This window comes from Stenotrophomonas maltophilia group sp. Smal13 (genome assembly GCF_030236855.1).
Lineage (GTDB): Bacteria > Pseudomonadota > Gammaproteobacteria > Xanthomonadales > Xanthomonadaceae > Stenotrophomonas > Stenotrophomonas maltophilia_A.
This window is the reverse complement of the sequence record NZ_JASJSQ010000014.1, coordinates 40,160-60,812: the sequence shown is the minus strand read 5'-3', so window position 1 is coordinate 60,812 and position 20,653 is coordinate 40,160. Positions and strand designations below refer to the sequence as shown.

Genomic DNA, 20,653 nt, shown 5'->3' with positions numbered 1-20,653 from the left:
TCAGCGTTCATGACCCCGGCAACAGCGTGCCAACCAAGGTTGGCACCTACCAGAGCAACGGCGGTCAGCTGGTGGTGCGCAGCGGCGCCATCTTCCACAACAGCGCGCGGAACGGGGCCAGCAGGCAGACGCCGATCGCCAGCTTCACCGCCAGGTCGCCGGCAGCCCAGCTCACCCACGGCAGGGTCGAACCGGCAAACGCGATCGACCAGAAAATGGTGGTATCCACCGTCGCGCTGCAGGTGGTGGCCACCATCGGTGCGCGCCACCAGCTGCCACGGCGCAGGCGGTCGAACACGGTGATGTCCAGCAGCTGGGCCACGATGAAGGCCGAGCACGAGGCAATGGCGATGCGCGGGGTGGCCACCCAGATCGAAAGCAGCACCGCCACCGCGAAACCGATCCACGCCACGCGGCGGGCGGGGCCCGGGCCGAAGCGGCGGTTGATCAGGTTGCTGACCAGGAACGCGACCGGATAGCTGAAGGCACCCCAGGTCAGCCAATCGTTGATCGGGTACTGCACCAGTACGTTGGACAGCAGCACCACCGCGCCCATGGCCAGCACCGCCAGCACCAGGGCGCGGGCGGTCAACGGGGCAAACACAGGGGCAGGACGCACGGACATGGCGAGCCAGGGGGACAAAGGGATCGCCCATTATCCGCCCGGCCCGCGGCAATGCCAAAACCGGCCGTTCAGCTTTACAGCGTTTCGCTCATCACATCGCCGGCGGCATAGGCGGTCGGCACATAGGCCAGCGCCTGGCCCTGCGCGCTCTTCACGGTCCAGCCGGCACCCGCGTCGGTCGGGTCGAAGCGCACCTGCTGGCCGACGACGAAACCGGCAATCGGGTCATCGCCTGCAGCCGCCGGCCATTGCAGCGTTGCGGTCTGGTCGGCCTTGCCGGGCACCTGCAGGTGCACCTGGCGATCACCGGCTGGCGTGGTGGCGACCTGCTTCACTTCCATCGGTGGCAGCGGCACCGCCGGCGTGCGTGCGGCGACCTTGCCGTTGCGCTCGCTGGCCTTGAACGGGGCCTTGGACAGTTCGGCCAGTCCCATCGACGTGGCCAACGGAATCGACAGCACGATCAGCGACGTGACCAACACGCTGGTCTGGCCGCTGTTCAACTGCGGCGCGGCGCCGGCATGGACGGTGGGCACCACCAGCGCCGAAAGCAGCAGGGCAGTGGCGGGAACGCGCAGGCAACGGAACATGGAGACCTCCTGGTCAGGGTGGGGACGGCGGCTCAGCGCCGGGTATCGAAGATGTCGCGCGGGCCGGTGGCCTCGGGCAGGTATTCCAGCGGGCGGCCCTGGTTGTCCTTCAACTGCCAGCCCTGGTCGGCGCCGGTCGGTTCGAAGTTCACGGTCTGGCCCACGGTGAACTGCACGGCGGGATCGCCGATGCCGCGCGGGTACTGCATCGATGCGGTGTTCTGCGGGTCGTTGGCATCGCGCAGCAGCACTTCGCGGCGGCCATCCACGGTGGTGGCGATCGCACTCACCTGCATCTGCGGCAGCTTGATCTGCTGCGGGCGGGCCAGCGGCTGGCCAGCATCGGCGGCATCCTGGGCTTCCTTCGCCGCCGCCGCGCGGGCCGACGTCACCATCTGTGTGGACATCTCCAGGCTCGGTCCCTGCGGACCCGGGTCATGGATGATCACGATGCGGCGCTCTGCATGAGCGGCCGTGGACCAGGCCAGGCTTGCGACGATCAGCATCGGCATCAGGACGGCGGGCAGGGTACGCATGTCGTTCTCCTTGCTGGATTCAGGGCGTGGCGGCGGCAGCACCAGCTACCGGCACGTGAGGGATCACCAGTTCCTGCTGCAGCTGGCTGCGCTGGTGCAGGAAATCGAACACCGATTCCACCGTCACCACCGAATAGTTGCCGGAGATGCGTTCGCCGGCCGGATGGTCAGTGGTGGTGGCGTTGGCCACGAACAGGCGCGCACCCACGCGCTTGCCGAGGCCGATATGCAGCACGCTGGGCTGGTACTTCTGTTGGCGCAGCCACTGCTGCGCCTGTTCGCGCTTGACGATGGCCGGCGCGCCTTCGGTCTGCGCCATCGCCGCGGCCAGCACTTCCAGCACCCACTGGTTGGAGTTCTGGTAGTCGGTGGCAAACGGGTAGGCAACCACGTTGTATTTGGTTTCGTGCAGCGCCTTGGGCTGGATCGACGGCGACACCAGCATCGCCTTCAACGCGGCACGCAGCGGCGCCGAGGGCACGCCGATGCGCAGGTCGGTATGGCCGCCGCTTTCGCCGACGAAGTTGCCCAGCCCTTCGTGGTACAGCTGCGAGCTGTCGGTCTTGCAGCGGTTGAGCAGGTGCATCGCGCGCCAGCGGCCATTGTCCTCACGCACCAGGAAGGCCAGGTGGCTGTGGCGCAGGCCATAGCGGCTCAGGTCCTGGCCACCGCGCGCGGCCACCACCACGTCCACGTCGGGCAGCGCGTCGAGCCGCTCGGCGGTGGTCCAGGCCACGTCCAGCATCGCCGCCTGCGCGGCCACGCTCGGGTAGCGCTCGCGGCATTCGGTGCTGTTGGCCCAGGCCGGTGCGGTCGCCAGCAGGCTGGCGATCAGCAGCGCGGCGCGCGGCAGGCGGGAGAAACGATCCATGTCGATACCTTCAACGGCGGGCAGGCCCGCGCGCCGATCATACGCTGCTCAGCGCAGGGGACGATCCACGCCCTTGCGCTGGAGCTCCTTGTCGCAGGCATCGCTGATCGGGGCCACCGGCAGGGGCGGGCGCTGGCCCTTCGGATCGCGCAGCGCCGGTTGTTCGCGGTACGCGTCCAACTGCTGCTGGCATTGATACGAAATCGGATCCAGCTCGGTGGGCGTGGTGGAGCAGGCAGCGAGCAGGGCCAGGGGCAGCAGGAGCAGGGTACGCATGAAGACGTTCAGAGTGATGGGGGAAGCTGGACTCTAACCGCGGTACCGGATCGAAATGTTCAGAAATCGCTGGGCACCCCGGTAGTGCCGGCCGCTGGCCGGCAATGTCAGGATCTTCGGTAGCGCGTAGAGCATTGCCGGCCAGCGGCCGGCACTACCGTGATGCCAGGCGCCGAGGATTGCCGGCCAGCGGCCGGCACTACCCCAATGCCAGGCGCTGCTTCACCTCTGCCGCCACCCGCGCGGTCTCGCGCAGCGGCTCGATGCGGTCGTACTGCCAGTCCAGCCAGCGTTCCTGCAACCGCCCGCGCTCGCGCAGCTGCTGCTGGAAGCGCGCCAAGCGGCCCTGCGCGGTATCGGCCAGCGCCACCATCACCGGCATGCGCGTGGCGCAGGCTTCAGACAGCAGATTCACCGAATCGGGCGAGACCACCACGCGGTTGGCCCAGCCGAGCAGGCCGCCATAAGGATTCGTACCGTCGCCACCGTCGCCCCAGATCACGTGCGGCAGGTCGGCGAACGTCGCGCGCAGGATCTCGGCCAATGCCGGTGGCGTGCGCCGCGAGGTGGTGGCCAGCAGGCTGCCGCCCTCGCTGCGGATCTGCTCGGCCAGCGCCTGGAACACGCCCACCATCGCGGTCTCGTCCCAGGGCGCCAGCGGCGTCGGACCGCCCACCAGCAGTGCGGTGCGCGGGCCGGGCAGGGTACTGAAGCCGGCGAACGCGGCGCGGCCCCAGGCCAGCCAGTCATCGTCCACCGGATTGAGGCTGCCGAGCAAGGTCAGCACGTTGCTGCCACGCAGGGCATCGTGTTCGGGCACCACCACCATGTCCCAGTGGCGGGCATTGATGCGCGGGTCGAGGATCTGCACCACCTGGCTGCCACGTGCGCGCAGCACGCGCAGTGCGCCGGCGGCCTGACGGCCACAGCCGATCGCCAGCGGCGGTGCGTCCGCGGCCAGCGTCGCGAATGCCTCGCCATAGCCGTTCACATCACCGGGCAGCCGCCGCGGCGACAGCCAGCGCCAGGGTGCGCGGGGCTGCAGGACCAGCGGCCGATGGGTGCCCTGGCGCAGCGCAGAGGCCAGCGCGACCGCCTGGCGGACATTGCCCGCACGGCCGTCCGTGACCGTCCAGGGCGCGCTCGATCGTTTCACCTGTGGCATTAATTCGTTTCAGCCCTGCTGGGTGTTGCAACAGTCGCGACACTCTACACTGCGGCTCGTCGTTTCGCCCCGCGCCGCCCGCGGGCACTGACTTCCCTTAGCCGCCCTGGAGATCCACCGATGTCCCACGCGCTCGACGCTGCTGCCCTCGACCAGCTGTTCCGTACTGCCCGCACCCAGAACGCTTTCCTCGACAAGCCGGTCCCGGCCAGCCTGCTGCAGGAACTGTACGACCTGGTGAAGTGGGGCCCGACCGCCGCCAACACCACGCCGGCCCGCTTCGTCTTCGTCACCTCGAAGGACGCGAAGGCCAAGCTGGCCCCGGCCCTGTCCGAAGGCAACCACGACAAGACCATGGCCGCCCCGGTCACCGTCATCATCGGCTTCGACCTGGACTTCCACGAGAAGCTGCCGTACCTGTTCCCGCACACCGATGCCAAGGCCTGGTTCGACGGCCCGCAGGAAGGCCGCCACGAAGCCGCCATCCGCAACGGCAGCCTGCAGGGCGCCTACCTGATCCTGGCCGCGCGCGCGCTGGGCCTGGATGCCGGCCCGATGTCGGGCTTCGATGCAGCCAAGGTGGATGAAGCCTTCTTCGCCGGCACCTCCATCAAGTCGAATTTCCTGGTCAACCTGGGTTACGGTGACTCGGCGGGCCTGTTCCCGCGTCTGCCGCGCCTGTCGTTCGACGAAGCGGCGCGCATCGCGTAAGTCGCTGTATCGGTTTCGGGCCTGCCGTCCCGTGGCAGGCTCTTGCTGCACCGTGTACCCACCCTACGATCCGGAGAGTTCCTCAGATGAGCGCCACCCGTAAACTGCTGCTGCCGCTGGCCCTGACCCTGGCCATCGCCGCCTGCTCCAAGCCGGCCGACACCGCTGCCCCGGCTGCTGACGCTGCCGCCCCGGCCACCACCGAACAGGCTGCCACCCCGGCTGCCGATGCTGCCGCCGCCGCGCCGGCCGCCGAAGCGATCCAGATCGCCTCGGGCACCTACAAGCTGGACCCGACCCACACCGACGTGCTGGCCCAGTGGAGCCACTTCGGCTTCTCCAACCCGAGCGCGCACTTCGGCAACGTTGAAGGCACCCTGGTGTACAACGCCGAAGACGTGACCAAGTCCACCGTGGAAGTGAAGCTGCCGCTGAGCGGCCTGAACAGCTTCACCGCCAAGTTCGACGAGCACCTGAAGAGCGCCGACTTCTTCGACGCCTCCAAGTTCGCCGATGCCACCTTCAAGAGCACCAAGGTGGAAGCCGCTGGCACCAACAAGCTGACCGTCACCGGCGACCTGACCATCAAGGGCATCACCAAGCCGGTCACCCTGGACGTCACCGTCAACGGCGGCGGCGAGCACCCGATGGCCAAGGTTCCGGCCGCCGGCTTCGATGCCACCACCACCCTGAAGCGCAGCGATTTCGGCGTCGGCGCGTATGCCCCGAACGTCAGCGATGAAGTGAAGATCCGCATCACCACCGAAGCCACCGGCGAAAAGCCGGCCGCTTGATGCACCCCGCTCACTCGTCGTGAGAAGGCAGAAGGCCCGCTGAAAAGCGGGCCTTCTTTTTGGGTTCTGGTAGAGCCGGCCGCTGGCCGGCTGCATGCTAGGTGCCCGATGCTGATGGGGTTGCCGGCCAGCGGCCGGCACTACCCGGTAGGTGCCAACCTGCATCTGGTAGGTGCGGACCTGCATCTGGTGGGTGCGGACCGTTGGTCCGCACGATCCCTCAGCGCAGCGCGCCCAACCATGCCACGCACGCTTCGCTCGGGCTCTGCTTGGCCTTCACTGCCAGCCCGCTCACGCGCACGAAGGTCTGCGCGGCCTGCGCCACCACCTGACGTGCGATCAGCGCGGCCTGCTTGGTCGCGGCCTGCTGCTTGCGCAGCTGCACGATGTTGATCGAAGGCCGGCCCACCGGCGCGTACTTCTGGTCGCGGCGCAGCACATCGGCCACCTGCGCCACTTCGAATTCGGCCTGCAGGTAGCGGTGTTGTGCTTCCACCAGCTCACGCAGCGGTACGCGCAGGGCAGCGGTGTCGGCGAAGGCGGCCAGTGCCGCGTCGCAGGCGGCGTCATCGGCAAAGCGGGTACGCAGCGCATCCACGCTGGCCAGGGTCAGTTTGGCCATGTGGCCCTCGTTGCTGCAGGAAAGGAGCGCGATTGTCGCATTGCTTGGCGTGCTCCGGGCCGGGAGGCTTTCGCTTTGGTAGAGTCGACTGTTAGTCGACTGCTCTTGGCGCGATGCCGGAAACCTCCGCGCTGCGCGCGATAGTCGACTGACAGTCGACTCTACCTGGCTGGCATTTCAGGCGCAGCCGCATCCACGGAAGGAAGACCCATGCAGGACACGCAGTACTGGTTGAACGAATTCTGGACGGGCCTGAGCGTGCTCGACCTGGTGGGCGGCAGCCTGCTCGGCACGCTGCTGGGCCTGGTGCTGGGCATCTTTGCCTGGCGCTGGCTGCACCGCCGCGGTTGGCTGCAGCGGCGCAAGCGCTGGCATCACTGGCTGCTGGCCAGCTACGTGGTGCTGCTACCGCTGGCCACCGCCTTCTTCGGCCTGCAGCTGGGCTTTACTGCTGGCGCGCACCGCGCGCTGTTCAAGCAGCTCGATCATTTCCAGCCGCACCTGCAGACCCTGGTGGAAGGCTGGAGCGAAGGCTTCACCGATTCGCTGGACGACCCGCGCATGCGCGAGGTATTGCGCAGCCAGGGCACGGTGGGGGATGTGGCAGACACCATCGCCTCGGCCTACCTCAGCGAACATCCGTTGCCTGGCCTTGATCGTCTTGGCAACGGCCCGTTGGCACGCGGCACCGGCTGGGTGATCGGCAAGGTGCGCGAAGGCCTGCTGCGCGGCATGGTGGAAGACACGCTGGTGGACAAGGCCGGCACGATTGGCCTGGAGCCCAAGGTGGTGCGAGAGGCGCTGACCATGCACGTCGATGAGCTGCTGCACACCCGCGGCGTGCTGCGGCTGGTGAAGGCGCAGATCAACGGCATGATGCCCGGTGTGTACTTCGGGCTGCTGTTGCCGTTGTTGATCATCGCGCTGCTGGTGGCGCTGGAGATCTGGGCCGCGCAGCGGTTCGGGTGGATGTGGCAGGTGGCGTCCAGCGCGGTAGTGCCGGCCGCTGGCCGGCAGCTGCAGGTTCCTGCCGAAGGTTCATGAGGTTGCCGGCCAGCGGCCGGCACTACCCATCGGAGGGCGTGCGGACCAACGGTCCGCACCCACCAAGCAGGGTCCGCACCCACCGGCTGCCCGATCAATCGCCGTCGGTTTCGTCCGGGTGGGCCTTCCAGTAGCCGGTGGAACGGATCCAGTCGCGCGGCACGCCCAGGTGGCCTTCGATGAACTTGCGCATCATCCGTGCGCGGCGCGATTCGGTGGCGATCCAGTAGAAGACATCACCTTCCGGGGCTTCGAAGTCGGTCAGCATGTCTTCCAGCAGCGTGCTGGTGGCCGCCGGGAAGCCATTGCGCTCCAGCCAGTGGATACGCACGTTCTCGTACTGCGGCAGGTCCTGGCGTTCGGCTTCATCGCTCACTTCGATGAAGGCCTGCACCTCGGCATCCTCCGGCAGCACGTCCAGCCAGCGGGCGATGGCCGGCAGCGCGGTTTCATCGCCAATCAGCACATAGGCGTCGTAGCTGTCGGCCACCACGAACGAGCCGCGCGGGCCGCCGATCACCAGCGTGTCGCCAGCCTTGGCCTGCTCGGCCCACGGCCCGGCAATGCCCTGGTCGTGCAGCACGAAGTCGATGGCCAGCTCGCCGGTTTCGTGGTCCCACCAGCGCGGCGTGTAGTCGCGGGCCGGTGAGGGCTCCTTGCCGGCCGGATAGCTGCGGCCTTCGGCAGTGACCACCGGCAGCACCATCTCGCCGCTGGCATTGGGGAAGAACAGCTTGATGTGGTCGTCGGCGCCGGGCGAATCGAAACCGGCCAGCTCGGCGCCGCCCAGCACGATGCGGCGCATGTGCGGGGTGACCTCTTCGGTGCGCAGCACGGTCAGTTCACGGAAGCGCACATCCAGGCGCAGGCGCGTGTTGTTGTGTTCGGTCATGGGGTTACCTGTAAAGGTGTCGCGCGGGGGCGCGCGGCGTAGGGGCGACCTGGCTGGAGTCAGTCTGGCTGGGTCATTGAAAAGGATTGGCTCTCGCTACCGGCCGTACCGTTGAGCAGCGCGGATGCCCGCGTCAGCAGCGCCGCTACTTCTTCCGCCTCGCCCTCGGCCCAGCGGCCGTGGTGATGCACCAGCGCCCGCTTGAACTCGCGCAGGGCACCGGCCAGCGGCGGCGGCAGCGAGGCCTTGGTGATCTCGCGGGCACGGTCGAAGGCGCGTCGCTGCGCCAGGCGCACCTGGGTGCGCTGCACCTTCAGCTCGAACTCGCCGGCGGTGGTGATGCGGAAGATTCGCTTGCCGTCCACTTCCTCGGCCTCGATCCAGCCGGCCTGCTCGAAGCTGGCCAGCAGCGGGTACATGGTGCCGGCGCTGGGCGTGTAGGCCTGCATGAACTGGTTGCTGATCAGCTGCATCAGCTCGTAGCCATGGCGCGGCTGCTCGCCGATCAGGGCCAGCACCAGCAGGCGCAGGTCGCCGCGGCTGAGCACCCGCGGCTGGCCGTTGCGGCGTGGCACTTCCGGATTGGTGGAACGGGCTCTGGGAGAAGCGGTACGGCTCATTTCGATATATCGGTAAACGAGTGTGCAAACGATATATCGATATATCGAAGCCGACAATCATCGATCCGGCCACAAGCAGGTCAGTTTTGGGCCACGGCCAGCCCCGCGCACAGCAAAAGGGGCGCCCCTTGCGAGGCGCCCCGGCAACACTGTGGAAGGGAGTGAGGCAGGGCCAGACGACGGACCGAAGCGGGCGAGGCCAACACTCGAGGCCTACCCTGAGGGCAGGGCGGGGGGCGATCCAGAGGCAGGTGCGACACGTTGTCGCCCGTTCAGCGCCAGCACGCGGAGCCGATACAGGTGGGCATGGCGCTGCCCTACAACCGTCATCGGCAGCGGTAACACTGCGTCCTGCACATGGGCGCAGCGGCCCGCAAGCGACAGCCCGCGCAGCCAACAAGGCCCGCCGCAGGGCCTTCAGCGGGCCCGGCAAGCCCCTTGCGGACACTGGCCGGTTGCATCCATACGCCTGCGTAGCCAAGTGACGAAAGCCCTTGGTGCGCTACACTTTGCGGTCTAGAAATCTATACAACAGTCGCGCGCGTGCGTGCGGTTATGGGAGCGCTAATGAACTGGTTGAACGAGGTGCTGAACAACGACCCGAATCCTGTGGAAACCCAGGAGTGGATCGAGTCGTTGAAGGCCGTTATTGATGTCGAGGGCTCCGAGCGCGCGCATCAGTTGCTGGAAGGCATGGTGGAACTGACCCGTCGTTCGGGCGCCTACCTGCCGTTCTCTCCCACCACCGAGTACGTCAACACCATCGAGCCGCAGCTCGAGGCCAAGAGCCCGGGCAATGCCGAGCTGGAATGGCGCATCCGTTCGATCATCCGCTGGAACGCGATGGCCACCGTGGTGCGCGCCAACCGCAAGCCGGGTGACCTGGGTGGCCACATCGCCTCGTTCGCCTCCGGCGCCACCCTGTACGACGTGGGCTTCAACCACTTCTGGCGCGCCCCGAGCGAAAACCACCCGGGCGACCTGCTGTTCATCCAGGGCCACAGCGCCCCGGGTATCTACGCGCGTTCCTTCCTGGAAGGCCGCATCAGCGAAGAGCAGCTGGACAAGTTCCGCATGGAAGTGGACGGCGGTGGCCTGTCCTCGTACCCGCACCCGTGGCTGATGCCGGAATACTGGCAGACCCCGACCGTGTCGATGGGTCTGGGCCCGCTGGCCGCCATCTACCAGGCGCAGTTCATGCGCTACCTGGAAAACCGTGGCCTGATCGAGAAGTCCGACCGCAAGGTGTGGTGCTTCATCGGCGACGGCGAGAGCGACGAGCCGGAAACCCTGGGTGCCATCGCCCTGGCCGGCCGTGAAGGCCTGGACAACCTGATCTTCGTGGTGAACTGCAACCTGCAGCGCCTGGACGGCCCGGTGCGCGGCAACGGCAAGATCATCCAGGAACTGGAAGGCGTGTTCCGTGGCGGCGGCTGGAACGTGATCAAGCTGCTGTGGGGCGGCTACTGGGATGCCCTGCTGGCCAAGGACAGCGACGGCGTGCTGAAGAAGCTGATGATGGAAACCGTCGACGGCGAGTACCAGAACTGCAAGGCCTTCGGCGGCGCGTATACCCGCGAGCATTTCTTCGGCAAGTACCCGGAAACCGCTGCGATGGTCGCCGGCCTGAGCGACGACGACATCTGGCGCCTGAACCGTGGTGGCCACGACCCGCACAAGGTGTACGCCGCCTACCACCAGGCCGTGAACACCAAGGGCATGCCGACCGTCATCCTGGCCAAGACCGTGAAGGGTTACGGCATGGGCAGCGCCGGTGAAGCGCTGAACCCGACCCACCAGACCAAGAAGCTGGACGACGAAGCGGTGCGCCACTTCCGCGACCGCTTCAACATTCCGGTGACCGACGCGCAGCTGGCCGACGGCCAGGTGCCGTTCTACCACCCGGGCCCGGATTCGCCGGAAGTGCAGTACCTGCAGGAACGCCGTGCCGCGCTGGGCGGTTACCTGCCGCAGCGCCGCCGCAAGGCCGACAAGACCTTCGTGGCGCCGAAGCTGGAAGCCTACGACCGCCTGCTGAAGAGCAGCGGCGAGCGCAGCTACTCCACCACCATGGCCTTCGTGCAGAGCCTGAACATCACCCTGCGCGACAAGGAACTGGGCCCGCACATCGTGCCGATCGTGGCCGACGAAGCCCGTACCTTCGGTATGGAAGGCCTGTTCCGCCAGATCGGCATCTACGCGCCGTTCGGCCAGAAGTACAAGCCGGTCGACGCCGACCAGCTGATGTTCTACCGCGAAGACCAGAGCGGCCAGGTGCTGCAGCAGGGCATCAGCGAGCCGGGTGCGATCAGCTCGTGGATGGCCGCCGGTACCAGCTACTCGGTCAGCAACGTGCCGATGCTGCCGTTCTACATCTACTACTCGATGTTCGGCTTCCAGCGCGTGGGCGACATCGCCTGGCAGGCCGCCGACATGCGTACCCGCGGCTTCCTGCTGGGTGGCACCGCCGGCCGCACCACGCTGAACGGTGAAGGCCTGCAGCACGAAGATGGCTTCAGCCATCTGGTGGCCGGTGGCATCCCGAACGTGCGCAGCTACGACCCGACCTTCGGCTTCGAAGTGACCGTGGTTCTGCAGCACGGCACCAAGCGCATGATGGAAGACCAGGTGGACGAGTATTACTACGTCACCCTGATGAACGAGAACTACACCCACCCGGAAATGCCGGAAGGCGCGGCCGAAGGCATCGTCAAGGGCATGTACCTGCTGACCGACGCCGGCAAGCCGAAGAAGGGCGAGCTGCGCGTGCAGCTGCTGGGTTCGGGTACCATCCTGCGCGAAGCCATTGCTGCTGCCGAGCTGCTGGACAAGGACTTCGGCGTGACCGCCGACATCTGGAGCTGCCCGAGCTTCAACGAACTGCGTCGCGATGGTTTCGACGTGGAACGTGCCAACCGCCTGCATCCGGAAGGTGAGCAGCGCAAGGCCTACGTGACCGAGCTGCTGGAAGGCCGCCAGGGCCCGGCGATTGCCGCCACCGACTACGTGCGTGCGTATGCGGACCAGATCCGCGCGTTCGTGCCGATGTCGTACACCGTGCTGGGTACCGATGGGTTTGGCCGTTCGGATACCCGTGCGAACCTGCGCCGGTTCTTTGAGGTTGACCGGTACTACATCGCGCATGCCGCGATTGCGGCGCTGGCGAAGGAAGGGAAGATGACCGCGAAGGATGTGGCCCGGGCGATCAAGCAGTACAAGATTGATCCGGAGAAGGCTAATCCTGTTGGGGTTTGATTAGGTGGATCGACTTGTATGAAAAAAAAGGAGGCGGCCATAAGGCCGCCTTCTTTTTGCCGACAAAAGGGAGGGGGCATGTCGGAAACACTGAACATCGCGGAAGTTGCATCTAAAATATCGAAAGAAATTTTCATCCGATTTGGCTGGCATGCACAGCCGCGACAGGATGACAATTTCGAATGCCTTGATTCATCTCATAAGGGTGGGAAGTCAAAGGACAAAGAGAAGAAGCTGCATCCTACGGACGTCATTTTTAGCTATCAAGACCCGTACGCAGATCGAAGAATATATCTCTTGACTGACTTGAAGAGTTACAAGGCCGACTCAATAAAATACGGAAAAATTCGATCAGCGCTTCAATCTTTGGCTATGAGCGTTGAGTGTGCGCAGCACTCCGCTGACTGGAAGACGAAATTTGCGATAGATCAGGGCGAATCCCATGATGTGAGAGGATTGCTCTTTGTTCACAACCATGACGGTGGCTACGCGAAAAAATTCATTGAAGAATTGAAGAAGGTAAATGTCAGGACGCTTAGTATGCGTGATGGCGTTACTCTTCATTACTTTGGGCCGGATGATATCAGCAGGCTTTACAGAATTGCAGTCGACATCAAGCTATTGATGGCTGATGGAGAAATGAGTGCTGGCTACACATTTTATTATCCCGATCTGATGCTCGCGCGTCGATCTGGCGGAATGTGGGATCAGCAGGCGACAGTCGAGGTTCTGGCAGGACCGTTTGTCGTTATTCGTTATCCCTCAACCGATGTTGTATCTGGTGGGTACGTTATCTATTACAACAGGGCTGGCGGGACGCAGCAGGAATTTGAATATCTCATAGACTGCCTATCGAGATTTCAGGTCCTTGAGTCATGCTCAAAAATCGTCATCAGAATGGCTGGTGACGACGTTAATGATGACTATAAGTCGAACTTCCATGGGGCAGTTCAGAAATATGCGCGCGCATGGGGTTTTGATTCAACCCGAAAGGCCCAGCTGAGTTCAATATTTATAGACAGAATTCAGCAATTGAGATCTGCATATAATCCTGGCGACTGTGGATGGAGGGATTAATGGGAACTGGAGCAATGGGCCCCTCTGTCTACTATGTGACAGACAAAAATATCTTTGATGCTCTTAATGAGCACAAAGTGACTGAGGAAATAATGTCTGAACTTCTCTCCTATCGGAACACAATCGTTAGTCCGAACGAGAAAAGGCTCGATGTGTCACGGTATTTCTCTCAGTTGACGCATGATTATTTTGACAATCAAAGAATCGCATCTGTGCTCGGTGTCGCTTCGCGGCGGGAGCGCGTGACCGCTTTGGTTGTGGAGGCGGCAATCGACGAGGCGGGGTTAAGAAAAGCGGTGGACTCAGTTGCTGAGAACTATAGGCAAGCTGGTGACTTGGTGGCGGTCAATAAGAAGCCGAGTGGCTTCAATGTCTCACTTCAGTATTCCAGAGTTGACTATAGAAGGAGCGAGTTCAATCAAGTGCAGGTTAGGGATGCGGATTTAAGTTTTTCGCTAGTTGAGGGTGGCGTAGAAGTTAGAAGTACACAAAATGACTATGTAGATAAATTCAGGGATGAAGTTGTCTTTGCCATGCGTCAATCTGACTCGGGCCTGGTTAGAAAGGATATTACTCTTTCCGGACATATAAGTGCCTCTGTTCGCTCAAAATTCTTCCATGACCTGTATTCCGATCTCCCTGGATTTAGTTTTGTCGACGTGACTGATATGTATGTCTATCGGCCATCGAGCAAGGAGGGTGAGGCTGCGCCCGAGGTCGAGAGAGTCGCGCTTCGCGGCAATGCAGTTAATAGTACGAAAATCTTCTCCGATCTTGCCACTGACGGTTACTACGTGGTTAGAGTTATCTGGACGGCAAAGGAAAAGGGTAATGGCAATGCCCTTTACACCATTGAATCACTCTTTGTAGATCCCGAGAGCTGTTCCGACTTTTCGTACTTGGCAGTTGGCGTGCAGGAGCTTACTACGCAACTAACCTACAAGCGTAGGCGAACGCCGACGCGTTCTGAAGCTATTGCTGTTTCTATAGGTATTGAGCAGCGAGCTAGGTCGTTAATGTCGCAGTTGGCCTTGCTTAAACCTCTCGCGCAAGGTTGAAATGGTGCGTTATGCCAAGGATCAAACATAGTCGGGGGATGTATGAACGCATACAGGTGGTTCAGAGTTGGAAGCGCTAGTGGCACAGTGTCATTGTCTGACTTTAGTAAAGTTGCAGATGAAGTGAATGATGGGCAGTGGCTCGAAATTTCAAATTCATCATTTGAATTAATCGAAGGTCGATTCGTTCAGCAAAGCTCGATATATTTAGAGCAGATGAGTGACGCCGGGGAGATATCGCCTAGCGCCTTGGCAGTGGTGAGGTCTATAGCTATTGCAGCTGTATCCAGCAATCAATTCGTGATTGTGAGGGTTGAAGATAGTCATAGGATGTTTTCATCCTTAGTCTCCTTTGTTGCTCGAGGGCTCGGGTTTGGTTTTTACATCGAGCCAGTAGATCTGCGTCCACTAATCGCTGCTTTGATGGACGGGGGGGCTGGTGGGCGAATTGCTATTGATTCTGCAAAGTTGATCGCCATTAAAGTCAACGGTGCTGAGCCAGCTACCGGTGTTTCCTCGCGCGTAGAAATTTCTTCAAAGTACGGATTCGAGATGTCGGTGGTCAGAGATAGACTTCCGCCTGATTTCGTTTTGACCAGCGCGAAGTTTGAAGTGAGCAAAGTGGGTGTCGTTGGCGGCATAGCTGTGAGCTCACAGGGTAGGTGCTGCCTCTCTGGGAAGTTGTCGGGATTCATGCTCGAGGAGATAGAGGCGGCATTCATTTGCTAGGTGACTTCGCTCGCACACAATTTCTCCTGGGAAGACAGGGTCGGGCAAAATATTTGGATCGATATGATGCGTTGCGATTTAGTGATGAATTAATGCTCCCTCGTTAGCTCGTCGGTGATTTTAAATATTAGGTAATTCTCGATGCCCTCAGTTTTTCTAGGCCAGCTACCAGGTTTGAGGGTTGGTCTTGAACGTCGGAACGCGGGAGGCTGTTGGTTCATCGATGTTAACCCGTACAACAGCAGTGACAGCGAGATAGGTAGGAGATCAGTCGTTGTCTTACCACTGCTTTAGTTTTGAACGATGTTTCCATCCTTTCAAAACGCGTACGTGTCAAGTCCCACATGCGTGCAATGCCTAGAAGCTCCGAAGTCAAAAGCGTCTAAAGATGACGGAATCGACTCGTTGAACTAAGATCATGACCCAGACGATGATCGACGAGGAAAGCATGGGGCGTATTAACTCGCCGATAGAACTTGGCGGCTTTCGTATCGGCTCTGAGTACACTCGTCACGAGGTGGCAAAAGTGGGCGGCTTACCTGTCCCGACGGAAGTCTATGGCACTGCGTGGGCAGACGGAATTCTAGAACTAGAAAACGCCGTGTTGCTGTTCGTTACCCTCGAAAAGGAGGGGGAAGCCAGCTACCTCGACGTCTTCGACGGCACAGACTTCTACTGGGAAAGTCAGAACCGCAACAGCCAGAGCTCCCCGATAATCCGCAGGATCTCAGGCGGCTCGCCCACCTATCTATTCGCTCGGATGAGAGCGAAGGTCCGCGGCGCCTCCTATGCGGTCCCATTCGTCTACTGCGGAAAGCTCGACTTCGTGGCGATGGACGGGGAGCACCCTGTCACGTGCCTGTTCGATGCGGTCGACATTGGAACCGGTCATGGCGACAGCCTGACCGAGATCCTCCAGTGGCGCCCTAGCGTCTCCCCAACCGAGTTCTCTGCGCGCCAGGTCCGACTGAAGGGTGACGGAAAGATCCTGCCGCCAGCAATCGCAAATTCCTTCGCTACTCCTACGCCCGCTGTGGCGAGTGGCCCGCTGATCTGGGAAGTCGTGCTCACCGATGGCGCCATACGCAACGGCTACATCTCGGTTGACCCCAGTTGGTCAGGCTTCGATGCAGCCATGTTGGGCCGTCCTGACGTAGCGTCAGGAAGAGAAGCTACCTTTACGTTCCCGGATGGCTTTCAGATCACCTCCGACCTGCGAGCCAATGGACCAGGCTCAGCTCGCATCCGCGCACGTGTTGCGCGCGCCTTTAGACGTCTTGGGGTAGCGGCTGGCGATTCGCTGCTCATCATTCAAGAAGCAAACGGGCAGTACCGAGTTGAGGTGCGCAAGGGCAGTCGAGACACATTTGATCTCGGCTACGTACGCCTGCGCGAGCGCTTCCTCGCACGTTTCCCCGGTTTCACCGGCTTCTCTAAAGATCAGCGTTTGCTGCGGGAGACCAGTTACAAGCGCCAGTTGGTAGAGCAGTATCAGGCGATCATGCTTCCTGCCCTAGATGGCAGACAACCAGTCGAAGTGTGGTCTGCACTGATAAAGCTACTGCGTGTGCGTGTCGGTGCTGAGAATCCGCAGCCTCAGAACGTCGTCGGTTGGAGAATCGTCGCGCAGTTGGCCGAGTTGTCGGAGGACGACCGAGTAGCGCTGGGCAGCGCCGTTCTTTCACTGCTTGCAGGCCAACGCGGCGACGCCGCGCTGGAGGCCTTCAACGAGTCTTTGTCCAACCTGAGTCCGCCGCTACGGGCTGCTGGCCAGCGGTCGCTCTCAAGCCTCCTGCTTACGCTCGAAGACTCCAAACGCTACTTCTTCATCAAGACGGGGCAGATGCGCCACGCCCTGGGACTGCTCGATCCGACCTTCGACTTCCGCAAGGGCGGAATGACCAGTGAAGAGTGGGAGCGTATTGGTGCGCTATCGCGCCGCCTCGCAGATCGGCTGTCGGAAGACGGCTGGCCACCCGCAGACATGATCGACGTGCAGTCATTCCTCTGGGTGGCCATCGCCTATGAGCGGGGCGACGGTGCAGAAGGTGAGGAGCAAGAAGATGAAGCTGTGGAACAGGATGACGACATGCAGGTGATGCACGCTCCCTCCAACACCATCCTCTATGGCCCACCCGGTACCGGCAAGACCTATGGTGTGGTGGATAAGGCTCTGGAGATCCTCGATCCGGAGTTGCTGGCCGCCACCAAGGGCCAGGGGGCTGGCGCGCGAGCCGTGCTCAAGCAACGCTTCGACGCTCTGCATGAAGAAGGACGCATCCGTTTCGTCACCTTCCACCAGAGCTTCGCTTATGAGGACTTTGTGGAGGGCCTGAAGGCTCGCGCAGGTGCAAGTGGTGCGCTCGAATATGGAGTTGAGAGCGGGGTCTTCCTCGAACTCTGCATCGATGCGCAACACAGTGACTTGCCATACGTGCTCATCATTGATGAGATCAACCGGGGCAACATCGCCCGCATCTTCGGCGAGCTCATTACCCTCATTGAGCCCAGCAAGCGGCAGGGCATGGATGAAGCGTTGTCCGTTCGCTTGCCGTACTCCAAGCAAGATTTTGCGGTGCCAGCCAACTTGCACATCATTGGCACAATGAACACTGCGGACCGCTCGCTGGCCGCGATGGACGTAGCACTGCGGCGACGCTTCCGGTTCATCGAAATGCCGCCCCGGCCGGAGCTGCTTGATTGGGACGTCGACGGTATTCGCATGGGTGAACTGTTAAGCACCCTAAACAGTCGCATCGAAGTTCTGCTCGGCCGGGACCACCTCATCGGCCATGCTTACTTGATGGGCGCCAAGGATCTGCCTGGGTTGGCTGAGGCGTTCCGCCTGCGCATTCTACCGTTGCTGCAGGAGTACTTCTTCGAAGACTGGCGTCGTATCGCTTGGGTGCTGAACGATGATGCTAAGCCGCAGGGTGAGCGCTTCTTGCGCCAGCGCGAGCTGCAGTTGAACCGCCTGCTTGTCCCGGAGGCACAGCTCGCACCTGACACCGCCAATTGGTATATCCATGAGTCAGCGTTCGAGCAGGCAGCCAGTTACAGGGGAATTCTCGTCGGCCAGGCAGACTGACCGATGGCTGTGCTGACTGTGCGCGAGTATGCGCGGATCGGCGTTTCAGAAGGCGGTCCGCGGCAGGAGGGGCTGGACGCCGCCTTCTTGCCGCAGGCGTCCTTTGACTGGCTCTGTGGTGAGTTCGAGCGCTTGCGCGCGGGCGGAGCGGCGCTCATGCAGCGCGATGGCGCACGCTGGCTGCGTCTGGACCAGTATGTAGGTGTAGTGGAATGTCCCGACGGCACCACATTGGAGGTGCTGCCGAAGCACGTTGCACATGTAGATGATGTGCTTGGCGCGAGGCGGTTGCTGCGCCGCATGCTCTGCACCGCGCTAGACATCTCACCGAGGGAAGGTAGTCCTACCGACGTGGCTCTGTTCGATACCCCATTAAATGAATGGGTCATGGGGCGGTTCATCGGCGCGCTGGATGAACTACTAAAGCGCGGACTTCGCTTCGACTACACACGGGTCCGCGAGGAGCAGTTATTCCTGCGTGGTCGCCTGGATATGTCGCGTCAGCTACGTCAGTCGCCCACTCGTGCCCACGTCTTCAATATCGAGCACGATGTGTTTAGCGAGGACAGGCCTGAGAACCGGCTACTGCGCGTCGCCCTGGATCGCGTGTGTGCACGTACGCGCAACGCGGGAACCTGGAGACTTGCCCAGGAGTTGTCTACGCGTATGGCCAGCGTGCCACGAAGTACCCAGGTGGCTAACGATCTGCGCGCTTGGGGCAGCGACCGGCTGATGGCCCACTATCGTGAAGTCCGTCCGCTATGCGAGCTGATCTTGTCGGGCCAGAGCCCCTTGGCATTGGCGGGCGATTGGCGCAGCCCAAGCATGATGTTCCCCATGGAGCGGCTGTTTGAGCGCTACGTGGGCGCTTGCCTAGCGCGCCAGTTCGCGCCGGAGTGGCGGGTTGGCGGTGCAGCGTCGGAGTACCTGTGCAGCCATGGCGGGGCAAGCTGGTTCAATCTGATTCCAGATTTTCTGCTGCGACGAGGCGATGAGCTTCGCGTACTTGATACGAAGTGGAAAGTGCTGGATGCAACGGCCAGCGACGCGCGTGAGAAGTACGGGCTCAAACAATCCGACTTCTATCAAATGTTTGCCTACGGGCAGCGCTACCTGGGTGGAGTAGGGCAAATGGCGCTGGTCTATCCGCAGCACGCGGGATTAGCGCAGCCCCTTCCCGCATTTGATTTCAGCGCCGAACTGCAGCTTTGGGTGCTGCCTTTTGATCTAGAGCGTGGATTGCTGGTGATGCCAGAACACTGGCGGCCGGACGGCAACGTCCCTCCTCAAGTGAACCCACCGCTGCGCATAGCAGCGAGCTCAGTAGCTGGGTTCCCTTAACTATCTGAGCCGGCCGCTCATGCACACGTGCTACTCCCTAACCTGCAACCTCTCAGCCACCTGCGCAGTCAACGCCACACACGCCATCTTCAACCCTTCCATCACCCGATCCCCCAAGTACTCCTCGGGCGCGCCGTTCTGCCGCGTACGCTCCGCAGCCAGCATCAGTTCCGCCACCACGCGCAGCCCCGCCAACGCACAATCCGCATCCGCCAGCTGAAGGCAGCGCCCAGGCAGTTGATGCCGTTCCGGCCAAGGCTGGCCATCCGCAGCTGCACCGGTTCCGATGCGGTGCAGCGTGGCGACGAAGGCATTGGGATCGACGTACGATTCGCGCTCGGCTTCAGCGTTGTCCGGATCGTACTGCGCGTGCAGGGAACGGAAGTCCGATGTGGTCATGGCAATGCTCCGTACAGGACAGATAGCAGCGCCACCAGATAAAGGCGGCGGACGATGCGTGGTTCGAAAGCCGGACAGTAACCATGCCGGTGGGTCCGAAGACCCCCACGCACCGCCCGCCATGGAACGCGAACGGATTGCCAGCCGGCGTCACACAAGGTGACGCCGGCTGACAAGCGCAAAACACAAGGTTACTGAGCGGGCTTTCGAACCCCGCGCCACCCTTTTCCGGTGGCACGCCAAGAGATACCCGTGCCGCAACCAAATGCCAAGAAACCACAGGACTGATGATCGCCGGTCCTGACGCTTTCGGCATTGTCGCACACGGTGTTAAGCCAGCAAGCGATTGCGCGGCAACGCTCTTGAAGGGCTTGGCGCTATTGGCCCCAACCGCATGAGCGCCCGGAGCCAGCGCGATGGCGTAGAGTCAATCGCGACAGATTGGACCAGCGGTTCAGCCGGGCGGCGCCTCGGCCGTGGGCGCGAAGGTCAGACGCACCCGTACCCGCGCATGCAGCGCGACGCCCTCAACCACGACCGGATCGAAGCGCCATTGGTCCACTGCGGAAAGGGCCGCACGATCAAGCTCCCGCAGTCCGCTGGACCGCGCCACCATCACGTTGGAAACGTGGCCCAGCTCATCCAATTGAGCAACCAGCAGCACCGCCATGGGAGCCTGCAGGAAGATATCGGGCGGCGTGGCGAGGGCCGTTGAATACACAACGGCGGGCGCCTGCTGCAGCTTGAAGGTAGGGTTGTCACCGGCCTCTACGAACACTTCAGTGGAAACCTGGGGGTCTGCCGCCATGGCCATGGCAGGTGTAGCGCCCAGCAGCATCAAAACGAGGTTCAGTGCCAGGGCGGTGTTCAAACGGGGCATACGTGGTTTCCATTCCGGTGCGCTGCCAGCATAGCGGCCATCCCCTGGCATCGCTTGCCTTGAATGCCGGCATGCGGGAC

The 20,653-nt window shown here is 62.4% G+C and carries 20 protein-coding genes; 9 read left to right on the top strand and 11 right to left on the bottom strand.

Features of this window, described 5'->3' with window-relative positions; genetic code table 11:
- Nucleotides 1-64: 64 nt before the first annotated feature.
- The 6 genes from QRO95_RS07305 to QRO95_RS07280 all read right to left on the bottom strand — a co-directional run bounded on the left by QRO95_RS07305 (nucleotide 65) and on the right by QRO95_RS07280 (nucleotide 4,063).
- Entirely contained in the window at nucleotides 65-625 is a 561-nt protein-coding gene (locus QRO95_RS07305; RefSeq protein WP_004139497.1) for a queuosine precursor transporter, read from the bottom strand.
- A 74-nt stretch (nucleotides 626-699) separates the two neighbouring features.
- Nucleotides 700-1,215 carry a hypothetical protein gene (locus QRO95_RS07300; protein ID WP_004139500.1) on the bottom strand — a complete coding sequence of 172 codons (516 nt, stop codon included), beginning with the start codon at nucleotides 1,213-1,215 and terminating at the stop codon, nucleotides 700-702.
- A gap of 32 nt (nucleotides 1,216-1,247) precedes the next feature.
- On the bottom strand, nucleotides 1,248-1,751 hold the full coding sequence (locus QRO95_RS07295) for a hypothetical protein (RefSeq protein ID WP_004139502.1): 504 nt from the start codon (nucleotides 1,749-1,751) through the stop codon (nucleotides 1,248-1,250).
- A 19-nt stretch (nucleotides 1,752-1,770) separates the two neighbouring features.
- Complete coding sequence (locus QRO95_RS07290) at nucleotides 1,771-2,622, bottom strand: DUF2145 domain-containing protein (RefSeq protein ID WP_049400079.1); 852 nt, start codon at nucleotides 2,620-2,622, stop codon at nucleotides 1,771-1,773.
- Nucleotides 2,623-2,670: 48 nt separating this feature from the next.
- Nucleotides 2,671-2,898, bottom strand: a complete 228-nt coding sequence (locus QRO95_RS07285) for a hypothetical protein (RefSeq protein ID WP_004139505.1) — start codon at nucleotides 2,896-2,898, stop codon at nucleotides 2,671-2,673.
- Nucleotides 2,899-3,097: 199 nt separating this feature from the next.
- On the bottom strand, nucleotides 3,098-4,063 hold the full coding sequence (locus QRO95_RS07280; protein WP_285302152.1) for a mitochondrial fission ELM1 family protein: 966 nt from the start codon (nucleotides 4,061-4,063) through the stop codon (nucleotides 3,098-3,100).
- 120 nt (nucleotides 4,064-4,183) lie between these two features.
- Between QRO95_RS07280 and QRO95_RS07275 the strand changes: the two genes are divergently transcribed.
- Together QRO95_RS07275 and QRO95_RS07270 are read left to right on the top strand one after the other, a co-directional pair.
- Complete coding sequence (locus QRO95_RS07275; RefSeq protein WP_279914024.1) at nucleotides 4,184-4,774, top strand: malonic semialdehyde reductase; 591 nt, start codon at nucleotides 4,184-4,186, stop codon at nucleotides 4,772-4,774.
- Between the two features lie 86 nt (nucleotides 4,775-4,860).
- Nucleotides 4,861-5,568 (top strand): YceI family protein, encoded by a 708-nt coding sequence (locus QRO95_RS07270; RefSeq protein ID WP_080291836.1) that lies wholly within the window; start codon nucleotides 4,861-4,863, stop codon nucleotides 5,566-5,568.
- Nucleotides 5,569-5,788: 220 nt separating this feature from the next.
- Here the strand turns inward: QRO95_RS07270 and QRO95_RS07265 are convergent, their stop codons facing one another.
- A complete protein-coding gene (locus QRO95_RS07265; protein WP_049462943.1) occupies nucleotides 5,789-6,190 on the bottom strand; it encodes a hypothetical protein in 402 nt (133 codons plus the stop codon).
- 210 nt (nucleotides 6,191-6,400) lie between these two features.
- Between QRO95_RS07265 and QRO95_RS07260 the strand changes: the two genes are divergently transcribed.
- Nucleotides 6,401-7,234, top strand: coding sequence for a hypothetical protein (locus tag QRO95_RS07260; protein ID WP_285302148.1), 834 nt, complete (start codon nucleotides 6,401-6,403; stop codon nucleotides 7,232-7,234).
- A gap of 94 nt (nucleotides 7,235-7,328) precedes the next feature.
- Here the strand turns inward: QRO95_RS07260 and QRO95_RS07255 are convergent, their stop codons facing one another.
- Nucleotides 7,329-8,126 carry a siderophore-interacting protein gene (locus QRO95_RS07255; RefSeq protein ID WP_285302147.1) on the bottom strand — a complete coding sequence of 266 codons (798 nt, stop codon included), beginning with the start codon at nucleotides 8,124-8,126 and terminating at the stop codon, nucleotides 7,329-7,331.
- A gap of 59 nt (nucleotides 8,127-8,185) precedes the next feature.
- Nucleotides 8,186-8,746: a PadR family transcriptional regulator gene (locus QRO95_RS07250; protein ID WP_100467709.1), complete on the bottom strand. Its 561-nt coding sequence runs from the start codon at nucleotides 8,744-8,746 to the stop codon at nucleotides 8,186-8,188.
- Between the two features lie 567 nt (nucleotides 8,747-9,313).
- Between QRO95_RS07250 and aceE the strand changes: the two genes are divergently transcribed.
- From aceE to QRO95_RS07220, 6 genes are all read left to right on the top strand, one after another.
- Entirely contained in the window at nucleotides 9,314-12,001 is a 2,688-nt protein-coding gene (aceE, locus tag QRO95_RS07245) for a pyruvate dehydrogenase (acetyl-transferring), homodimeric type (protein WP_046984452.1), read from the top strand.
- 78 nt (nucleotides 12,002-12,079) lie between these two features.
- A complete protein-coding gene (locus QRO95_RS07240; RefSeq protein ID WP_285302144.1) occupies nucleotides 12,080-13,078 on the top strand; it encodes a hypothetical protein in 999 nt (332 codons plus the stop codon).
- Complete coding sequence (locus QRO95_RS07235) at nucleotides 13,078-14,136, top strand: hypothetical protein (protein WP_285302143.1); 1,059 nt, start codon at nucleotides 13,078-13,080, stop codon at nucleotides 14,134-14,136. The genes QRO95_RS07240 and QRO95_RS07235 overlap by 1 nt, the downstream gene beginning before the upstream one ends.
- An 87-nt stretch (nucleotides 14,137-14,223) precedes the next feature.
- Nucleotides 14,224-14,865, top strand: coding sequence for a hypothetical protein (locus QRO95_RS07230; protein WP_285302142.1), 642 nt, complete (start codon nucleotides 14,224-14,226; stop codon nucleotides 14,863-14,865).
- 418 nt (nucleotides 14,866-15,283) lie between these two features.
- Complete coding sequence (locus QRO95_RS07225; protein ID WP_285302141.1) at nucleotides 15,284-17,953, top strand: AAA family ATPase; 2,670 nt, start codon at nucleotides 15,284-15,286, stop codon at nucleotides 17,951-17,953.
- A 3-nt stretch (nucleotides 17,954-17,956) separates the two neighbouring features.
- Nucleotides 17,957-19,294 carry an McrC family protein gene (locus QRO95_RS07220; protein WP_285302140.1) on the top strand — a complete coding sequence of 446 codons (1,338 nt, stop codon included), beginning with the start codon at nucleotides 17,957-17,959 and terminating at the stop codon, nucleotides 19,292-19,294.
- A 30-nt stretch (nucleotides 19,295-19,324) separates the two neighbouring features.
- On the opposite strand, the gene QRO95_RS07215 is transcribed toward QRO95_RS07220, so the two are convergent.
- Nucleotides 19,325-19,693 carry a hypothetical protein gene (locus tag QRO95_RS07215; protein WP_285302139.1) on the bottom strand — a complete coding sequence of 123 codons (369 nt, stop codon included), beginning with the start codon at nucleotides 19,691-19,693 and terminating at the stop codon, nucleotides 19,325-19,327.
- Between the two features lie 454 nt (nucleotides 19,694-20,147).
- The gene (locus QRO95_RS07210) at nucleotides 20,148-20,573 is read right to left on the bottom strand and encodes an energy transducer TonB (protein ID WP_285302138.1); all 426 of its coding nucleotides are present in this window, start codon (nucleotides 20,571-20,573) and stop codon (nucleotides 20,148-20,150) included.
- Nucleotides 20,574-20,653: the final 80 nt, after the last annotated feature.